Annotated in this window: 14 protein-coding genes and 1 tRNA gene; 4 read left to right on the top strand and 11 right to left on the bottom strand. The window is 51.4% G+C overall.

The features are described 5' to 3' along the window. Positions 1-215: 215 nt before the first annotated feature. Positions 216-1682: a sodium/proline symporter PutP gene (gene putP / locus ACFOUO_RS07380; RefSeq protein WP_380703754.1), complete on the top strand. Its 1467-nt coding sequence runs from the start codon at positions 216-218 to the stop codon at positions 1680-1682. Positions 1683-1804: 122 nt separating this feature from the next. On the opposite strand, the gene ACFOUO_RS07385 is transcribed toward putP, so the two are convergent. Both ACFOUO_RS07385 and ACFOUO_RS07390 read right to left on the bottom strand, forming a co-directional pair. After that, complete coding sequence (locus tag ACFOUO_RS07385; RefSeq protein ID WP_380703756.1) at positions 1805-3508, bottom strand: thermonuclease family protein; 1704 nt, start codon at positions 3506-3508, stop codon at positions 1805-1807. 190 nt (positions 3509-3698) lie between these two features. After that, positions 3699-4436, bottom strand: a complete 738-nt coding sequence (locus ACFOUO_RS07390; RefSeq protein WP_380704784.1) for an N-acetylmuramoyl-L-alanine amidase family protein — start codon at positions 4434-4436, stop codon at positions 3699-3701. Between the two features lie 216 nt (positions 4437-4652). On the opposite strand from ACFOUO_RS07390, the gene ACFOUO_RS07395 reads away from it, so the two are divergent. After that, positions 4653-4727: transfer RNA gene (locus ACFOUO_RS07395), tRNA-Gln, on the top strand. A gap of 124 nt (positions 4728-4851) precedes the next feature. Beyond that, positions 4852-5676: a metallophosphoesterase gene (locus tag ACFOUO_RS07400; protein WP_380703758.1), complete on the top strand. Its 825-nt coding sequence runs from the start codon at positions 4852-4854 to the stop codon at positions 5674-5676. Positions 5677-5721: 45 nt separating this feature from the next. Here ACFOUO_RS07400 and ACFOUO_RS07405 read toward each other — a convergent pair whose 3' ends face one another. The 3 genes from ACFOUO_RS07405 to ACFOUO_RS07415 all read right to left on the bottom strand — a co-directional run bounded on the left by ACFOUO_RS07405 (position 5722) and on the right by ACFOUO_RS07415 (position 8204). Then, complete coding sequence (locus tag ACFOUO_RS07405) at positions 5722-6834, bottom strand: MGDG synthase family glycosyltransferase (protein WP_380703760.1); 1113 nt, start codon at positions 6832-6834, stop codon at positions 5722-5724. After that, positions 6819-7418, bottom strand: coding sequence for a YkoP family protein (locus ACFOUO_RS07410; RefSeq protein WP_380703762.1), 600 nt, complete (start codon positions 7416-7418; stop codon positions 6819-6821). Before ACFOUO_RS07410 ends, ACFOUO_RS07405 begins: the two co-directional genes overlap by 16 nt. Before the next feature lie 117 nt (positions 7419-7535). Then, positions 7536-8204 carry a TerC family protein gene (locus ACFOUO_RS07415; protein ID WP_380703764.1) on the bottom strand — a complete coding sequence of 223 codons (669 nt, stop codon included), beginning with the start codon at positions 8202-8204 and terminating at the stop codon, positions 7536-7538. A gap of 139 nt (positions 8205-8343) precedes the next feature. On the opposite strand from ACFOUO_RS07415, the gene ACFOUO_RS07420 reads away from it, so the two are divergent. Beyond that, the gene (locus ACFOUO_RS07420; RefSeq protein WP_380703766.1) at positions 8344-8616 is read left to right on the top strand and encodes a 4a-hydroxytetrahydrobiopterin dehydratase; all 273 of its coding nucleotides are present in this window, start codon (positions 8344-8346) and stop codon (positions 8614-8616) included. On the opposite strand, the gene ACFOUO_RS07425 is transcribed toward ACFOUO_RS07420, so the two are convergent. The 6 genes from ACFOUO_RS07425 to fdhF all read right to left on the bottom strand — a co-directional run bounded on the left by ACFOUO_RS07425 (position 8613) and on the right by fdhF (position 17614). Next, positions 8613-10268, bottom strand: a complete 1656-nt coding sequence (locus ACFOUO_RS07425) for a M20/M25/M40 family metallo-hydrolase (protein WP_380703768.1) — start codon at positions 10266-10268, stop codon at positions 8613-8615. The two genes, ACFOUO_RS07420 and ACFOUO_RS07425, sit on opposite strands and share 4 nt — an antisense overlap. A gap of 95 nt (positions 10269-10363) precedes the next feature. After that, positions 10364-11560 carry a tRNA uracil 4-sulfurtransferase ThiI gene (gene thiI / locus ACFOUO_RS07430; protein ID WP_380703770.1) on the bottom strand — a complete coding sequence of 399 codons (1197 nt, stop codon included), beginning with the start codon at positions 11558-11560 and terminating at the stop codon, positions 10364-10366. Then, positions 11557-12720 (bottom strand): cysteine desulfurase family protein, encoded by a 1164-nt coding sequence (locus tag ACFOUO_RS07435; RefSeq protein WP_380703772.1) that lies wholly within the window; start codon positions 12718-12720, stop codon positions 11557-11559. Before ACFOUO_RS07435 ends, thiI begins: the two co-directional genes overlap by 4 nt. 212 nt (positions 12721-12932) lie before the next feature. Beyond that, positions 12933-13967, bottom strand: a complete 1035-nt coding sequence (locus ACFOUO_RS07440; protein ID WP_380703774.1) for a LacI family DNA-binding transcriptional regulator — start codon at positions 13965-13967, stop codon at positions 12933-12935. 201 nt (positions 13968-14168) lie between these two features. Beyond that, positions 14169-14675: a DUF1641 domain-containing protein gene (locus ACFOUO_RS07445; RefSeq protein WP_380703776.1), complete on the bottom strand. Its 507-nt coding sequence runs from the start codon at positions 14673-14675 to the stop codon at positions 14169-14171. A 2-nt stretch (positions 14676-14677) separates the two neighbouring features. Next, the gene (fdhF, locus tag ACFOUO_RS07450) at positions 14678-17614 is read right to left on the bottom strand and encodes a formate dehydrogenase subunit alpha (RefSeq protein WP_380703778.1); all 2937 of its coding nucleotides are present in this window, start codon (positions 17612-17614) and stop codon (positions 14678-14680) included. Positions 17615-17752: the final 138 nt, after the last annotated feature.

Raw genomic sequence — 17752 nt, forward strand, 5'->3', positions numbered from 1 at the left:
ATATGGCTTATCATAGAAATAAGCGGTACGGTCCTTTAAAAAAGGACCGGAGCTTTCTTGACTCCATTCGCAATTTCATGCTTACTTGAAGTACGCATACGGGATTATGATCGAGGCCGTCGGGACGAACATTCCGGCGGCCCGACCATGATCACCAAAACAACGTGCGTTCCCGGCACGAAAGAGCCCTTTGGTTATAGAAAGGAGAAGATAGCATGGAATATGGCGTTATCCTATCCATTATCGGATACTTACTTCTTATGCTCGCGATTGGTTATTTCGCCTATAAAAAAACATCGGATCTCTCTGATTATATGCTTGGAGGACGAAACCTCGGCCCTGCGGTAACCGCTTTGAGCGCAGGGGCATCCGATATGAGCGGCTGGCTGTTGATGGGACTTCCGGGTGCGATGTACGCTACAGGATTGAGCAGCGGTTGGATTGTCATCGGACTGACAGCGGGTGCTTATCTCAATTGGCTGTTTGTCGCTCCCCGGCTGCGGACGTATACGGAAGTTGCCAACAATTCGATCACCATTCCCGATTATTTTGAAAACCGATTCAAGGATGGGTCCAGGCTCCTTCGAATTGTTTCCGCTCTCGTCATCTTTATCTTCTTTACCTTTTATACCTCATCGGGGATGGTTTCCGGTGGAGAGCTATTCAAGAGCTCCTTTGGCATGGATTATCTGTGGGGGGTATGGGTGACAGCCGGCGTTGTCGTCCTGTATACCCTATTCGGAGGATTTTTGGCCGTCAGTTGGACAGATTTCGTACAGGGAACCATTATGTTCATTGCGTTGATTCTCGTTCCTATTGTGGTCATTACACAAACCGGGGGACTCGGTTCGACTTTCGATGAAATCCACTCGATCGACCCCGCTTTGTTGGACGTGTTTAAAGGGACGAGTATCATCGGTATCTTTTCCCTTTTAGCCTGGGGTCTGGGATATTTCGGTCAGCCGCACGTCATCGTCCGATTTATGGCCATCGGTTCAGTGAAGGAGATGAAAAAAGCCCGTCGCATCGGGATGGGGTGGATGATTTTTTCCATCGTGGGTGCCATGTTCACCGGCTTGGTCGGGATCGCCTATTTCAACCAGTCCCAAATGACTTTGGATAATCCGGAAACGGTTTTCATCGTATTGTCGCAAGTATTGTTTCATCCTCTTATCACCGGCTTCCTCCTTGCTGCCATTCTGGCGGCTATCATGAGCACCATTTCGTCACAGCTGCTGGTGACCGCCAGTGCCTTAACGGAGGATTTTTACAAATCGTTTTTCCGCCGTTCTGCCACCCAGAAAGAGCTGGTTTTAGTGGGCCGCCTTTCTTTATTGGGCGTATCCATCATCGCCCTCTACCTGGCGCTAAACCCGAGCGAAACCATTTTGAACCTGGTCGGTTACGCCTGGGCAGGATTTGGTTCTGCCTTCGGCCCGGTCGTCCTGCTTAGCCTGTACTGGAAGCGTATGAACAAATGGGGGGCACTGGCAGGGATGCTCACTGGGGCATTGACCGTGATCGTGTGGGAGCAAATCAAAGCCTTTGAAAACATCTATGAGATGATCCCCGGGTTCATCGCCTGTACCATCGCTATCATTGTCATCAGCCTGATAACCCCTCGTCCGGAACCAAAAGTGGAAGCCGAATTTGACGAATCGGTCAAGCAAACCACCGTATAGAATCCTTGGTGTTTAACCGATCCGAGCAAAGAAAAAGCCCCTCCTCTTTTTATGGGAGGGGCTTTTTTGTATCCGCTTTCACTCAAAGGCTATCGTTCATGCATCAACGGGTAGCCATGGTTTTACCCTGCATTCGCCCCCAATTGCTCTTTCACTACTTCGGGTCGAAGGAGGTCAGGGAAAGCTTCGATTTGCTCCTTAGCTGATTCCGAGAGACGGTGATAACAGGTTTCTCGGAGGATGTCCCATTTCATCTTATCCACTGCTCTTTCTACTTTCTTTTGATGAAAAAGGATCGCCCGTGGATTTTGATCCTTTATGGCTTTTTCCAGCTTTCTTAAGTGGCATTCAATCGTGCTTAATCGCCATGTCAACCTTCGATAAGTCCATTTGCTCATTTCGCCTTCACCGTACAATCGGGTCAGTAGCGACTGAAAATCCTTCGCTCGCTCCAGACGAGAGAACGGCAACGGACGATAACCCGCACGCTCCGCTTCTTCTTCGTCATTGAAAAACACACGATTTTCATCGGGGACGGAGGCCCATTCCCGTGCTGGTACCACATATCGGGTTCTGAAATCACCGACAGGACGGTACAACTCGCTCCCCCGCTCTCTCGCCCGGAAAACAAAGGGTAGCTCCAGCAAGGGCTTTTCTCGGTTCCAAATCCCAAGCCCTTTTTCCTTCGCTTCCTTCAACGCTTGAGAATACGCCTTCACTGTATTCCCTTGAAAAGGCCAGATAAAATACGTGGAGGCAGCCCCTTTTCTCACCATCTCCATATTGGTGTTTAACTCATCCTTGTCGCGGATTACTTCTGCCAATATACGGCCATAACCATCCAGGGCTTCTTCCCCTATCCTCAACTTAACTTTATCTCCCGACGACAGGAGTTGACCCAAATGTTCCTTCGCTCTTAATCCATGATCCAACTGATTTTGGTCTCGCTCATCCTTCACTTTGTGGTAGGTTTCAGGTGTATCCATATTTAAAAAGCGGACCGTGGAGGTTCCTAAAACCGGATTCGCCAAGTGAATCGTATCCCCGTCCACCACACGCTCCACGACAGCTGCCACTTCTTTTCCTTCTCCGATCGGCTTCTCCTTTTGCACCTTGGACAACCGGATATCCCGCTCAGAACGGGGAAGGATCTGATAGGTATTTCCATATTGGCTGGAGATGCCTGTCACGTGAATCCATCGGTTGGATTGAATGTTACCTAGATCGATGCCGGTGCTTTCCCAAACCCGTACGGTAACCACCCGCAGATTTTCATCGATCAGGATCAGGTTTGCTCCCCCGTTTATGTATTCCGGCACTCGAAGCATATACCCTTCTAAGGTCACCAGTTTCCCTTCCAAAGCTTCGGCAGTCGAGGGTTCGGTGTAGTCCGATAGGTTCACGGGTTCAGCCTCGACCGAACCGCCCCTATTTAGGACTTCAACATCTTCCACCATGATTTGGGTAACTTTGCGATACTCCCCGACTTTCCCTGTGACACGAACCCGATCCCCTTCGCGAAGCGAAGGGTACCGCTCAGCCTGGTGACTGAATAACTGGATCCCTGCCTCCTCGTCCTGTATGTATACCGAGAGTTTGCCCGGTTGCAGGAGACCATTGTCCACATTGACGACTCCTTCTGTCGTCACGTTCTTTCCGATCAGAGAACGGGCTTCCTTGATGGAGACCGCACCGGATTCTGTCGCTTCCGCAACAGTAATCGCCGTGTTTCCCTTTTCAGCTCCGGCTACAGGGGCGAATATACCCGTGACACCCATCAAGAGGATCAACATAACAACCGTTCGCTTCCACATGGCATAACTCATTTGTATAACCCTCCTTTTTTATCGAACAACAGATTTCAGATAGGACACTAAGCTATCATACACCTTTTTTCATTCGATGACTTATAAATTTTTGTAGAACTTATGTTTAAATTTAATCAGTTGAAATGAAAAATGACAGATCCTCCTTTTGCGTAGAGGAAATCTGCCATCCTGTTCATCCACCGAAATATTACGTTTTTCGAACACGTTCGTAGGTAATGGTGACTTCAGTTTCATTGCTTGTCAGTCCCGCCTTAGCAGCATAATATCCCGATTGTAAGGCGTTCATTGGGTAGTCGAAAAAGCCGACCATTTCTCCGTTTTTGTATACATGCCAATAATCCGGAACGGGCTCGTTCTCCGGCACCGTCGTCCCCTTATGCTGAAGATTGTAGGCTTTTGCAATCCCTCGAGAATATGCTTGCGCCAATCGCCGCAGAAATTCTATATCCTTCAGGAGCGCATTTTCTTCCGGATTGGTAATGAATAGATTCTCAAACAGAATGGCAGACATATGGGTATAGCGAAGAACATAAAATCCCGCTTCTTTTTTCCCCCGATCACGAATGCCGGCGTCATCGAGGAAATCCATGACAGATCCATGGATGATATCCTGCTTCCGAGCGGCGTTGGTCATATTCTTCCTCGCTCCGTATACCACATAGGACTCGAAGCCCTCGGCGGACTTATTGCTGAAACTGTTTGTATGCAAGGAAATAAACAGGTTCGCACCGGAAGCGTTCGCAATCTCGCATCGCTGGTCCAGACTAAGGTAACGGTCATCCCAACGGGTCAGACTCACTTTAACCCCTTCGTAATGTCCCAACTCTTCATTGATCATTTTGGAAAGTTTCAGGGTCACGTTTTTTTCCTCGATACCGTAACCAGAGGCACCAGGATCGTAACCACCGTGACCAGGGTCGACCATGATATACACCACTGGCCCTCACCTCATTCATAGGATACCTTTACTATACCTCACTAAACAGAAAATTTCAACTATTTTTTCAATTAATAGGAAATCGACAAGCCTCCCCGGCGTCACCCAACACCGGGTATTTTTTGTCCTCCCTGTATAAATCCCATTTTTTCTGCACATCTTAAATTTGCCGGCACCCATTTGCCGGAAAACTGATAGAAAAGATGGGGAGTAGCCAAGTGGTAAGGCAACGGACTTTGACTCCGTGATTCGCAGGTTCGATCCCTGCCTCCTCAGCCAGGAAAACCTTGGATGAATTCCAAGGTTTTTTCACGTTTTTTTAACGTAAATAGGCTCGACGAAAGCCTTCCAATGAATTAAGATAGTAAGGTAGCTTGGAGTAGATTGGTGGTGAAAAACAACAATGACGATTCTGACAATCGCCGTCATCGCCGCACTCACAATCATCTGGGCAGTCGCCCGTTTTAATACGTTCCGCCCGCTCATCAAACGAGTCAACATAGAAATCTCCCATCCAATGGACCACAACGGACTGCGTATCTTGCATTTGTCCGACCTTCATATGGAAAAACTCTCGATCAGTCCGGAATCTCTCCTGGAACGCATTAAAGGGGAGCCCATCGACTTGATCGCACTCACCGGGGACTACTTGGACACGGCCCCCATGCGGGCCCGTTTCCTGGAATACCTGGAGAAGATCCAGACACTTAACCCTCGCTATGGAACCTATGCTGTCTTTGGCAACCACGACTACTGCATCGCAGACCACTTGCCTGCTCTACAGAAAGAAATGGAGAAACGCGGCTGTATCGTTCTGAAAAACGAACACCGCAGCATCGAGTTAGGTAACCGAAAGCTGAACATCATCGGCATCGATGACTACTACACCCGTCGCAGTGATGTGGATCAAGCTTACCAAGGTGTTGAAGAAGGAATAAACCTGGTTCTCACCCATGATCCCAACATTGTGCTGGATATGGGTTACCACTTTGATTACCTGCTGTCCGGTCATTTTCACGGCGGGCAGATCCACTGGCCGAAGCCCTACCATCTGAAAAAAATGGGGAAACTACCCCATTTGAACATGATCAGTGGGCTCCATTATCATGAACAACGTGCGTTCTACATTAGTGATGGCCTGGGACAGACAGGAATTAATCTCCGTCTGCGTTGCCGTCCGGAAATCACCCTCCACAGTCTGGGGGGCGGCGTTTCCATCGATGGGTAAAAGCAAGGAAAACCGACCGCCGCTGGTGGTCGGTTTTTTTATCCTTCACATGTGCTGCAGGATGATCTTGACAGCATCTCGTGCTGAATGGGGTTTCCCTAACTGCCGTGCTCGTAGGCTCATCTCTTCCCACCGCTTGGGTGCTTGCATCAAGGGATGGATATGCTGAGGGATCGCGCCGGGACAATCCTGGCGTAAAGCCACCCGTTGTTGTATAAGAAAACGGCTGTTTCGCTCTTCTTGTCCTGGAATAGGACGGCAAATCAACATCGGTAACCCGGCAGCGAGGCATTCAGAACTGGTTAGCCCACCGGGCTTGGTGACGATCAAATCAGCCGCTCCCATCCAGTCGGCCATCCCGTGGACATATCCAAAAAGATGGATGTTCTCCGACTCCCCGAAGCGTGCTGTCAGACGCTCGAGGAGGCTCTTGTTTTTACCCGTAATCACCAATAATTGGGATTCCGGCATATCTGCTTGGAATTGGGTGATAGCTCGTTCCAATGGTCCAAGGCCCACCCCGCCTCCCATCAACATGATCGTAAATGGATCGGGTTTGATCCCCTTCTGTTCCCGTACCTCTTCCTTGGAAGGGCGATCCTTGGCGAAATCCGGGTCGATTGGGATCCCCGTCCGATAGATCCGTTCCAAAGGAACACCGTATTTTTGATGGAGCTTTTCTTCTACGTTCTGATGGGCTACCAGATAGAAATCCACCGCAGGATGAACCCAGAAGCCGTTGACGTCAAAATCAGTGATCGAGGCTCCCAGACGAAACGGATGGGTAAGCTTCTCTTTCACCAGCCCAGCCGCCCCCAAACAAAAAGCATGAGTACAAATCACTACTTGCGGCTGAATCTGTTCCAGATAATCTTGTAGTTTCCGGGAGATAACTTTACTTAAATGATCTCGTAAAGCTTCACTAATCTCCTCTTCTCGGCTGTAAGCTGCCCCCCACAAACCAGGGGCATACTGGAGCGTGTTTAGATAAACCTTGCGTACGACTCCTTCCAGTTGACGACTGAAATGGGGAAGTCCACAAGAGATATCAACCGCCACACTGGGAGCTTCATGATCCAAGGCTTTAGCAAGCGCCTGAGCCGCGCGAAAATGCCCGTTTCCGCCAATCGTTTCAGTTAAAATCAGGACTTTTTCCATGTCGAAGACCCCGCATTGCAAAGCTTTTCTAGTTGATCACGTGTAAGAAAAACCCTTTTCGGAGCCGGGAAATGTTTCTCTTTCCAGGATCCCCGCCAGCGACCCGGGCTGCACATGCGGACAATCCACCGGAAGTAAAAAAATTTGAATCGCCGGATACGGGGATCTTCGATCTCCTTAATCACGAAACCGAGACGTTCTGCTCCCCGGTGCAATAGGGTCGTCCCCATCAGCACTCGAATCATAGCCGAGTGGGGGTGTTCATTCAGGTAACTGGCGAGAGCCGGCAAGGATTTGTGGGTTTCCCGCAACACCAGCCGAGCCATACCCACCTCCCCGTCTACTCCGTCATAGACAGCTTTCTCCAATAATTGAGCGATTCGCAGATTATGAAGATGTAATTTTGCGTACCAGTCCCCCGGTTCCAGCATGATGCGATCCCCGATGATGACCGGTTTTCCCCGGTAGCGTTTTACCACGATCCGAAACAGATTCCCCTGCTGGCGATCTACGTATTGAAGGCGGCTGGCCAGACAATACATCCGGTCCCAGATCCGCCACGCCGTCAAAAAACCGGCGGTCACCTTGTTTTCCCCCTTCCCTCTGACTATGCCGCCATAGTATCCGTCAAAAAGGGAAAAGGCATACAGCAGTCAACTCACCATTCCGACAGGAAAATCAGCTTATGCTCGACCGGTTTCTTACCGGGGTCTAGTCCGACGGTGCTTCAACCCATAGCCAAATATGAAAGTAAGAGCAATCAAAAGGATGGGAACCATCCCGGAAAGATAAGGAGTCCCTCCCAGTAGATTCCTATGGATGATTGGGTCCTCTACCAGCAGTTGCCCGGCGGTGTATGCCAAGATCGCCGCTCCGATGTAAACAAGCCATGGCATCCGGTTCATAATCGAGGCAACCAATTTGCTCCCCCACATCAGAATGGGGATACTGAGTGCCAGGCCAAAGAGTACCAGCCAAAAGTTCCCATGAGAAGCGCCAGCCACGGCCAGGACATTATCCAAACTCATGACTACATCCGCGATTAGAATCGTCTTGATAGCCGATTTTAGCCCATTACCCAGTTCCACATGGGCCTCCCCCTCCTCCTCTGCCAGAAGTTTGACAGCAATCCAGAGAAGGAGCAGCCCACCGATGGCTTTTAACAAGGGAATCTCCAATAACCAAACGGCGACAAGGGTTAAAGCCACCCGCAACAGCACGGCAGCCAGCGTACCGTAAAAGATCGCTTTTTTTCGCTGGACGGGTGGTAACCTACGGGCTGCCATTCCTATGACAACAGCGTTATCACCGCTTAGTACTAAATCGAGAATAACAATATTTAAAAAGCCAATCCAAAACTGTGCATCCATCTGTTTGAACAACCCTTCCTAACTTCCTCTTTTCCACTTGTTCACTACCCTGATTGTTTTTCCTTAAACGTCCATACCACATTTACTATTGATCCTAACAGGGTAAGGAATGGGTAGATCCCGATAAGGAGGAATCAAAATGAAAATGTCCGACCAGGAAATCGCCTCCCGAATCAAAAGCTTCGCCGGGTGGGAAGTACAAGACGATCGTCTCACCAAAACCTTCCGCTTCCATTCCTATATGGAGGGGGTAGACTTTGTCAACCAGATAGCAGCCGCCGCAGAAAGCTTGCAACATCACCCTGATTTGCTTCTCGGTTACTGCCAGGTGAAAGTTGCTGTCACCACCCATGATGAAGGGGGAATAACGGAAAAAGATTTCGAGTTGATCCGCCGCATCGAGAGGGGTTAGTTATTTGGCTCAAGGAGATTTTTGATCACGTGATAGTTAAGTTCCGGAACCACCTGCATGGAATAGGGGATCTCTACCCTCTCCCACTGTTTATGGGCATCCATCCCATAGGGACCGATATTGACTACCGGAACATCCAATGATCGAATAGCGTCGACATCCATCTGATGTTTTGTGCCCCAAGCGGGCATATTTTTCGTGAGAGCCTCGATGCCTTCCTTATCATCACTGATTGCGACAAAGCTCATATCGGAAATATAAGGAAAAAAGTTACGAACCTGAATCGGATGGGGACAATCGGGCTGTGCCCGTTCCACCGCTTTGCGGACGGACTGGATCATGCGTTGATCTTTCTCTTCCGCCTCAGACAATACAACACGGGGCATATAGACCGATGAGAAGAAAAGAACAATCGCCGGTCCTTTCCCATCCCACCAGTTCCATAGTTCTTCCACCATACGGCAGCTATATTCCCTGAGATCCAACTCCTCTTCATTGAGGAGGTTCATCGCGTAAACACGCATACTCTCTTCAAATTCCGTCCCATGCAACTTTCGACATTGCTCAAACAGTTCTTCATAGGTAACAACCAGAGACGGCCATTCCCGGGTTTGGTAAGGATCTCCCGTCAGGTCGCAATAGCGCCGGTACCGCTCCCGATAGAGGTCAAAAGCGTCTTCCAGTGCCTCTTCAGCCGTCTCTTTCAACCGTTCCAATACATCCTTGGGCGACCAGCTGTGAACGAAGAAATTATAATAAACGAAAGCGGACAAAGGAGTCTGGACATCATACTTTTTCTTCAAATCCGTCTGTTTTAGAGAAACGGGGGGCAATGTCACCTCCCCATACAATTCATCGCAAAAATCCGGGTTGTAATCAATGCGGCGCGTCAACTCAGCCGCCACCAGATTGGGATCAAACCCCTCGAAAGCTTGCCCTGCATGGGTTTCTCTTCCGACGATAAAGAAGGAAGGCAAGAGTTTTCCCACCGTTCCCAAGTAGACGTACCGAGCGGGATCTCCGTCAAAACGGGGGGAAGTGTAGTCGGTATTGATCGCTCCAACGTAACTCAGCTCTTCCTCCCGTGCCAGATGCTCCAAATCTCGAACGGCTGAGAGAATGCCCCGTGAATTATCCTCTTCATCACAGGCGACAAGAAAGAGGACATTCCCGCTTAATTCCTCCCGGTGACCGGCAAAATATCGGGTCAAAACCATATTGGCTGCAACACCGCTTTTCATATCGACCGAACCACGGCCCGCCAGCCATCCACCGTCCGCTAAATCCTCCGTAACACGGGGAGCCGCCCCTCCAACCTTCCATTTGGCGAGTAACTCATCCGGCGAAAAGGCAAACCGTTTCCATTTCCCGTAATCTTCCACCCCGACGGTGTCCAAATGTCCCATCAGAATAACCGTTTCTTGCGACGAAGATACCCCCTTGACCAAAGCAGCCACATTATATCGTTCTCTTTCATCCCCGACGGTTTTCCACAAAAGGAGGTGACCTGGATTCTCCTGAAAATAGGGGAGTTGCCGGAAGTACTCGAAAATGTGGTAGGCGATATCCCGTTCGCCGATCGTACCGTTGATACTGGGGTGCCGTACCAACTCTTTGGTCAGTTCCAATGTCTCTTCTCTCCAGGAACGCATAAGTTCTCTCCTTTCCTTCTTTTCAGCCGATTCAGAATCTGTTATTTAAAGCTAGCCCCGCTAAAAAAAGCGGGAGCTAGATACCGGCTAGAGGGTCAAAAGTAGGAAAACTCCTCTTCTTCCCGTTCCGGAGTCAGCCTGATCGTCTCGATGCCTTCCACCGCCTGTTTCACCAACCCCTCTACATCCAGCTTTTCCTCCATCGATTCACACATCGACAGATTCGGCTTTGTAACGGGTGATTTGGGTTGAAAGACGGTACAACAATCCTCATAAGGCTGAATGGAAGTTTCATACGTTCCAATCTTCTTCGATATCGTCATGATCTCCTGTTTATCCATTCCAATAAGGGGCCTCAATATCGGGATCCGGGCTACATGATTAATCACATTCATGCTTTCCAAGGTCTGGCTTGCTACCTGGCCCAGACTTTCCCCAGTGACCAAGGCAAGAGCCTTTTGACGACGGGCCGTTTCTTCAGAGATCCGGACCATCATCCGGCGCATAATCGTGATTAAATAGGAATCCTTGCATTTTTCTCGGATCTGGGTCTGGATCTCCGTAAAGGGAACGATGTGAAGATGGACAGTGCCGGCATAGCGGGTGAGATGCTGGGCGAGATCCACCACTTTTTGCTTGGCCCGCTCGCTGGTGAAGGGGTAACTGTGAAAATGGACCGCCTCCAAGGAAGCACCTCTCTTTAAGGCCAAATAAGCCGCCACAGGGCTGTCGATTCCCCCGGAGAGCATCAGCATCACTCGTCCGCTGCTTCCCACTGGCAATCCCCCCGGGCCGGGGGTATCCAAACCGTACAGATAGGTTTCCTGCCCACGGACTTCAATGCGTAACTCCAGTTCCGGATGATGAACATCCACCCCGATCCCTTCGATGTGGCGGAGCACCTCTCCGCCGACGGTGCGGTTAATCTCCGCCGACGGATGGGGAAAGGTTTTGTCAGCTCGCCGCGCGATAACTTTAAAAGTACTGGGCTGAGGATTCAGTTCCTGAACCAGACGGACAGAGGCCGCTTGAATAGCTTCCAGATCGGATTTTACCCGCTTTGCCGGACAGATACCGACGACGCCAAACACTTCCGTGAGTGCCTGGATCACCGGTTCCATGGGCTGGCCTTCCAGTTCCACAAACATACGGCCAAAGGTCTTGCTCGCCTTTACACCAGGGAACGGCGTTAATTTGTGACGAATGTTCTGTAAGAGACGGTTTTCAAATTCGGAGCGGTTTTTCCCTTTGAGGGCCAACTCCCCATATCGAACTAATAACAAATTGTTCATGATTCATGCACCTTCATTACTTGTTGTAGTCTGGGAATAACCCGACGGAAGATTTCAGCGGTGCGATGCACGTCATCCTCCGTCGTTTGATGTCCCATGCTGAGACGGATCGTGCCAACAGCCGTTATGGCATCGATACCCATCGCGGTTAGGATACGGCTCGCCTTTTCCCCTTTGGAAGAGCAAGCCGACTGACTGGAAACGACGACTCCTTCTTCTTCCAGGGCGTGGACCATCACTTCGGACTTAAGGCCTGGAAAGGACAGAGAAAGGATAAAAGGAGCCCCTCCCGCATCCGAGATATCCCCGTTAATCCGAACGTTCGTCAGTCCCTCCTTGCACAGCTGGATGAGTTCCCGTTTCCACTGCTGGAACAGGGGGAGCCTCTGCTTTCGTCGCCCGGCGGCCAATACCGCCGCTTTGGCGAATCCAGCAATCCCCGGCACATTTTGCGTGCCGGAACGGAATCCCTCTTCCTGGCCCCCGCCGGACAGGAGAGGGGAAAGTCGAACACCTTCCCGAATGTATAAGCAACCCGTCCCCTTCGGCCCGTGAAACTTGTGCCCTGAAAAGCTCATGAGATCGACGCCCCATTCCTGAGGGCGAACATCCATCTTGCCGAAGGACTGAACCGCATCCACATGGAATAGAACCTTCGGATGGCCCGCTAAGAGACGCCCGATCTCCGGAATCGGCTGAATAGTCCCTGTTTCATTGTTGACATGCATTACGGAGACAAGGACCGTCCCGTTTGTCAGGGATCGTTCCACATCTTCCGGTTGAACACGCCCCTTCTCATCCACCGGCAGCCGGGTTACCCTCCACCCTTCCCTCTCCAGTTGTTCATAAACCTGGTGAACGGAAGCATGTTCCACCTGGGTCGTAATCAGGTGGCGACCCCGGTTTTGAAACTGGAGGGCTACTCCCTTGATCGCCATGTTATTGGACTCCGTCCCGCCCGAGGTGAAAACGAGGCTGCGTGGTGAAACACCCAGTACCTTGGCTGTCGCTTGCCGCGCCTGTTTTACGAGACGCTCGGCTTTCCCCCCCAGGCCATGAAGCGAAGAGGGATTCCCATATACGTTTTCCATGACCTCCGACATAACCCGGATCACTTCCGGGTCAGGGCGCGTGGTAGCACTATTATCCATATAGATCATGACTCATTCAATCCTTCTATCGGTTTCGGTTTTCTAGTGTCAAGCCTTCTGCCATCATACCATAGGTAAGCCCGTCCTCCATAGCCTCCCGGATCCCACCGAGTGCTATACCGTTCAACAAGATCTTCGCCCACAGAGAAAACCGGTCACCGTGATGGGGGACCGGCTACTCGATAGGTTCTACGAACCCCAGGATCCTCGTCTGTCGTGTTTTAGTCGATAATCGGAGCCGCCTCTTTCTGTGTCGATTGGCGAACTTCCAGTAAGGATGGAAGCACTACTTCCTTTTTTACTTGCCGTTTTTCCGGCTGTTCCAACCCCTCGATCAGCAGACTGATCGCCTCCATCCCCAGTTCATAGGAAAGAATGCGTACACTGGTCAACGGAGGGTAGGTATAGGGCATCATCGGTGTATCATTAAATCCGAGAATACCCAACTCCTCCGGTACAGAGATGCGATAATGCCGGGCAAAACGCAGAGCGCCGAGAGCGAACAAATCATCAGAAGCCAGAACCGCATCAAAAGCCACCCGATTTTCACGAAGGGTACAGAGGGCAGAAAATCCTTCCTCTTCCGAGAAATCCACAGACACGATGCGTTCCGGCTTAACGGGGATCCCCCTTTCAACCAGAGCCTGTTTATATCCCTCTAGACGGTCCAAGCTGACAACCAGATCCCTAGGTCCACTGATGAAAACGATGGACCGATATCCCTCGTCTAGGAGGTGGCAGGTTGCCTCCTTGGAAGCCTGTCTATTGTCATTATTGACGGAGAGGACAGGAATACCCATACTGCGTCCGATCACAACAAAGGGAGCTTCCTCTTTTACCAAGGCTGAGATAAGCGTATCCTTCACCCTGGAAGTAGAGACGATCAAACCATCCACTCGCCGTTCTCGGATCAGTTGGAGGCATTTTTCTTTCTCTTCTTGTTCATCCCTGCTGATGGAAAGCAGGATATTATAATCCTTTTGTTGGGCGATGGAGGATATCCCCCGCAAGACCTCAGAAAAAAAGGGATTGGAAAAAGCCTGATCCGCGCGACGAGAGAGAGTGAAGCCAACGCTCCTCGTATTGCTTCGCGCCAAACTCCGGGCAATGGCATTGGGAACATAGCTCACTTCTTCCATCGCATACCTTACTTTTTCTTTCGTACTGGCGCTAATTCGGCTGCTACCTGCTATTACTCGGGATACCGTAGAAGGGGAAACCCCGGCAATTCTAGCAACGTCCTTTATCGTAGCCATGGCTCTATTCTCCTTCTCTCCCTGGTTCGATACACAAGCGGATGAAACCGCTTTCATTTTTTATTATAAACGATTGTTAGCTCATTTTCCTGTATTTTTCTCGTATTTACCATCTTTTTCACCAGGAGCAAACGATCCAAAGATAAAAATAAAAACCCACAGATAAACCCGTGGGTGATTGAAAAAATCGAGCAAACCGGCTTAATCCGGTTGCTGCTCTTTCACGGACTCCGCAACGGAGAGAGCAGACCCGATTCCCTTCAGCATGGCGAGGATGAAGGAGAGTCCCTGGGCCACTTCGGGATCCTTCAGCGTGCGCAGAAGATCCCAGATTCCCTCCACAGGTGGGGCTTCCCCCTGTTCTACCCTTCTCCACCCCCGTTCCATCCCTTCGGAGAGGGAAATGATCAAACGGCTGTCCATTTGCATCAAGGCTTGGAACAAGGCACTTCCTACTTTCAGCCCCTCTACGGCTCCCGGTCGGTTCGCTTGCTGGATCAGTTGCTTGACAAGAACATCCCCCCGCTCTAAAGCGGCGGTTCCCATTTCAAGCGCTCCCCTCCGATCGAGCCATTCCAACAACTCCAATGCCCGTTCCAAACTACCCTGCCGTTCGGCCAATGACTCCAGCAGGGCCTGCAACTGTTCCTCCCGTTCCACTCCAGACTCCAGCGGTTTCTCCTCAACTCTATCCATCCGTTTCGCCACTCTTATCCTCCTTTCCGTTGCGTAACGAGGGGTGTGTAATCTTCCCGGTTCCACTTTTCCTCTACCTCGACCCCCGACCGAGGATTAGGGTGAGCCCGGCGGGGGTTCCCTACTTTCATAGGCGATTCCCCGCTTCGATTCAATACCTCCATCCGCACGGAAAGTTCTTTATAAGCGGGCGTTCGGGTATGCTTGTCATGGTGACTGCCGGTGAGACGGTTGATCGCTCCTTCTCCAGCATCGTTCATGGGGATATAGAGTTCCTTGCCTTGCACCCGATCCGTGACCACCGCCCTCAACTTGACTGCACCCCAAGGGGAGACGAGACGCACCTGAGCCCCTTCAGAGATCTGGCGTTCCCTGGCGAGATCGGGAGAGATTTCCACGTACGTCTTTGGCACTTTCTCCTCCAACCCCGGAACGCGCTGAGTCATGTTCCCTTCATGAAAATGCTCCAACATGCGGCCATTGTTTAGATGCAAATCGTATTCCTCGGAAAACCGTAAGGGTTCTGTCCAGGAGACGGGCAGGAAGCGGGCTTTTGCCCCTGGGCGCGGGAACCCGTCAGTATAGAGGAGAGGGGTGTCGCTTCCATCAAAATGCACAGGCCATTGCAGGCTTTGATACCCATCCAGCCGCTCCCAAGTAACCCCTGCCATCAAGTCGGTCAGAGTGACGGCCTCTTCCAGGATCTCTTTTGGGTGGGAGTAATTCCAATCGGCTCCCATCCGGTTTGCAAGGTCGACGAGAATCTCCCAGTCGGGCCGGGAGTCTCCTAGAGGAGACAGGACCCGGCTCAGGCGCTGGATTCGGCGTTCCGTATTGGTGAATGTCCCTTCCTTCTCCAGACTTGGACTGGCCGGTAGTACCACGTCAGCGTATTTGGCAGTCTCTGATAAAAAGACCTCTTGCACGACGAGGAAATCGAGCTTTTCCAATGCACGGGTTACATGGCCAGCGTTGGCATCCACCAAGGCGATCTCTTCCCCCTTGAGAATAAGCGCCTTCAAATCGCCTTCATGAATCTTTTCGATCATCGTGAAATTATCGTAACCCGGACCCGTGGGCAACTCCTTTCCCCAAGCCTGGGCAAATTTTTTTCGGATGGATTCATCCGCCACGCTCTGGTAGCCGGGGAGAAGATCCGGGGCACAACCAAAATCGCCGGCTCCCTGGACATTATTGTGGCCCCGCAAAGGATACACACCGGTGCCGGGACGGCCCACCTGTCCTGTCGCCAACGCCAGGTTGCAGATGGCGGCACTTGTTTCGCTTCCCCCTGTGTGCTGGGTCACTCCCATCGCCCACAAAAAGCAGACCCGGTCGGCGTCTCGGATCATTCGGGCAACCCGCTCCAGTTCCGTGCGGGAAACCCCTGTGATTTCTTCTGCGTATTCCACCGTATAGGGAGCGAGGGATTCCTTCCAGTCTGATAAACCCTCCACCCAACGGTCGACGAAGGCTTCGTCATGCCAGCCACGGTCGAGAAGAATGTTCGACACGGCGGCCAACCAGACCAGATCCGTTCCGGGAGCGGGTTTTACCCACAGATCCGCCCGGGCAGCCAAATCATTTTTGCGGATGTCCCCCACCAGTAATTTTTGTCCCCGCATCTTCTGAGCTCGGCGAATCCGCGTGGATAACACAGGGTGGGATTCCGCTGGATTGGCTCCGATCACCACCACCAGGTCGGCACGAGCAATATCAGTGATCGACCCACTGTCTCCTCCGTACCCCATGGTGTTACGCATCGCCCAAGTGGCCGGCGACTGGCAATAACGGGAACAGTTATCGATGTTGTTGGTCCCGATCACGGAACGGGCAAACTTCTGCATCAGGTAGTTCTCTTCGTTGGTACATTTGGAGGAGGCGATACAGGCGATCGCATCGGGGCCATGCGATTCCCGAATCTCGTCCAGACGCCCCGCCACTAGATCCAAGGCTTCCTCCCATTCCACATGAACGAAACGGTCCTCTTTTCTCACGAGGGGTTTTACCAACCGTTCTGAGCTGTTAACAAAATCCCAGCCGAATTTTCCCTTCACACACGTAGAGATCTGATTGGCAGGTGCCTCCATCCGTGGTTCTACTTTCAGGATCTTTCGATCCTTTGTCCAGACATCAAAGGAACAACCAACGCCACAATACGTACAAACCGTTTTCGTTTTGCGTACCCGTGCCTCCCGCATCTCCGCTTCCAGCTCCGAGACGGCGAAGATCGGACCATAGCCGGGTTCAACTTCCTTGGTTAACCGGATCATCTCCGTCAATGTCCCTTTTTCCAGGCCGGAAAGAAAGCCCGCCTCCCCCAGCATCGATTTTTCCATTAAGGCATTACACGGACAGACGGTGACACAGTGACCACAGGATACACAGGACGATTCACCGATCGGCACATCTTGATCCCAGACAACCCGTGGGGATACCGCTTTCCAATCGATGGACAAGGTCTCGTTGACTTGCAGGTTCTGACACGCCTCCACACACCGCCCGCACAAAATGCACTGGTCGGGATCATAGCGATAAAACGGGTTGGAATGATCCTCTTCATAAGGCTTGGACACAAAGGGGTAACGCTGATGTTCCACACCCATCGCAACAGCCGTGTTATGAACCGTGCAGTTGCCGTTATTGTTGTCACATACGGTGCAGTAAAGCTCATGATTTTTCAAGATCCGGTCCATCGCCTCATGCCGGGCAACCCGGGCAGCTCCTCCGGTCCGAATCTCCATTCCCTCTCCAATCGGTTCAGCACAAGCCCTCACCAAGCGACCATCCACTTCGGCGATGCATGTATCACAAGTTTCAATCGGCCCCAATGCGGGGTGGTAACAGATGTGGGGATGGTTCTCCTCCACCCGGAGGATCGTTTCCAATACCGAGTCCTCTTCCCCCGCCCGAACCGAGCAGCCGTTTACCCGTACTTCGATCCCTTTCATCCTATGGCCCCCTCTCTCGAAAGAACGCCGCGAAAACAGGCGAAGCCCGTTCTCGCGGCGTCCGGTTTCCCATCCAACGGGGATTCAGCAACCGTAATCCACTGAGGGCCAAGGCCCCCGTCTGAGGCATCGGCCCGT

This window comes from Salinithrix halophila, from assembly GCF_042650125.1.
Taxonomy (GTDB): Bacteria; Bacillota; Bacilli; order Thermoactinomycetales; family DSM-45169; genus Salinithrix; species Salinithrix halophila.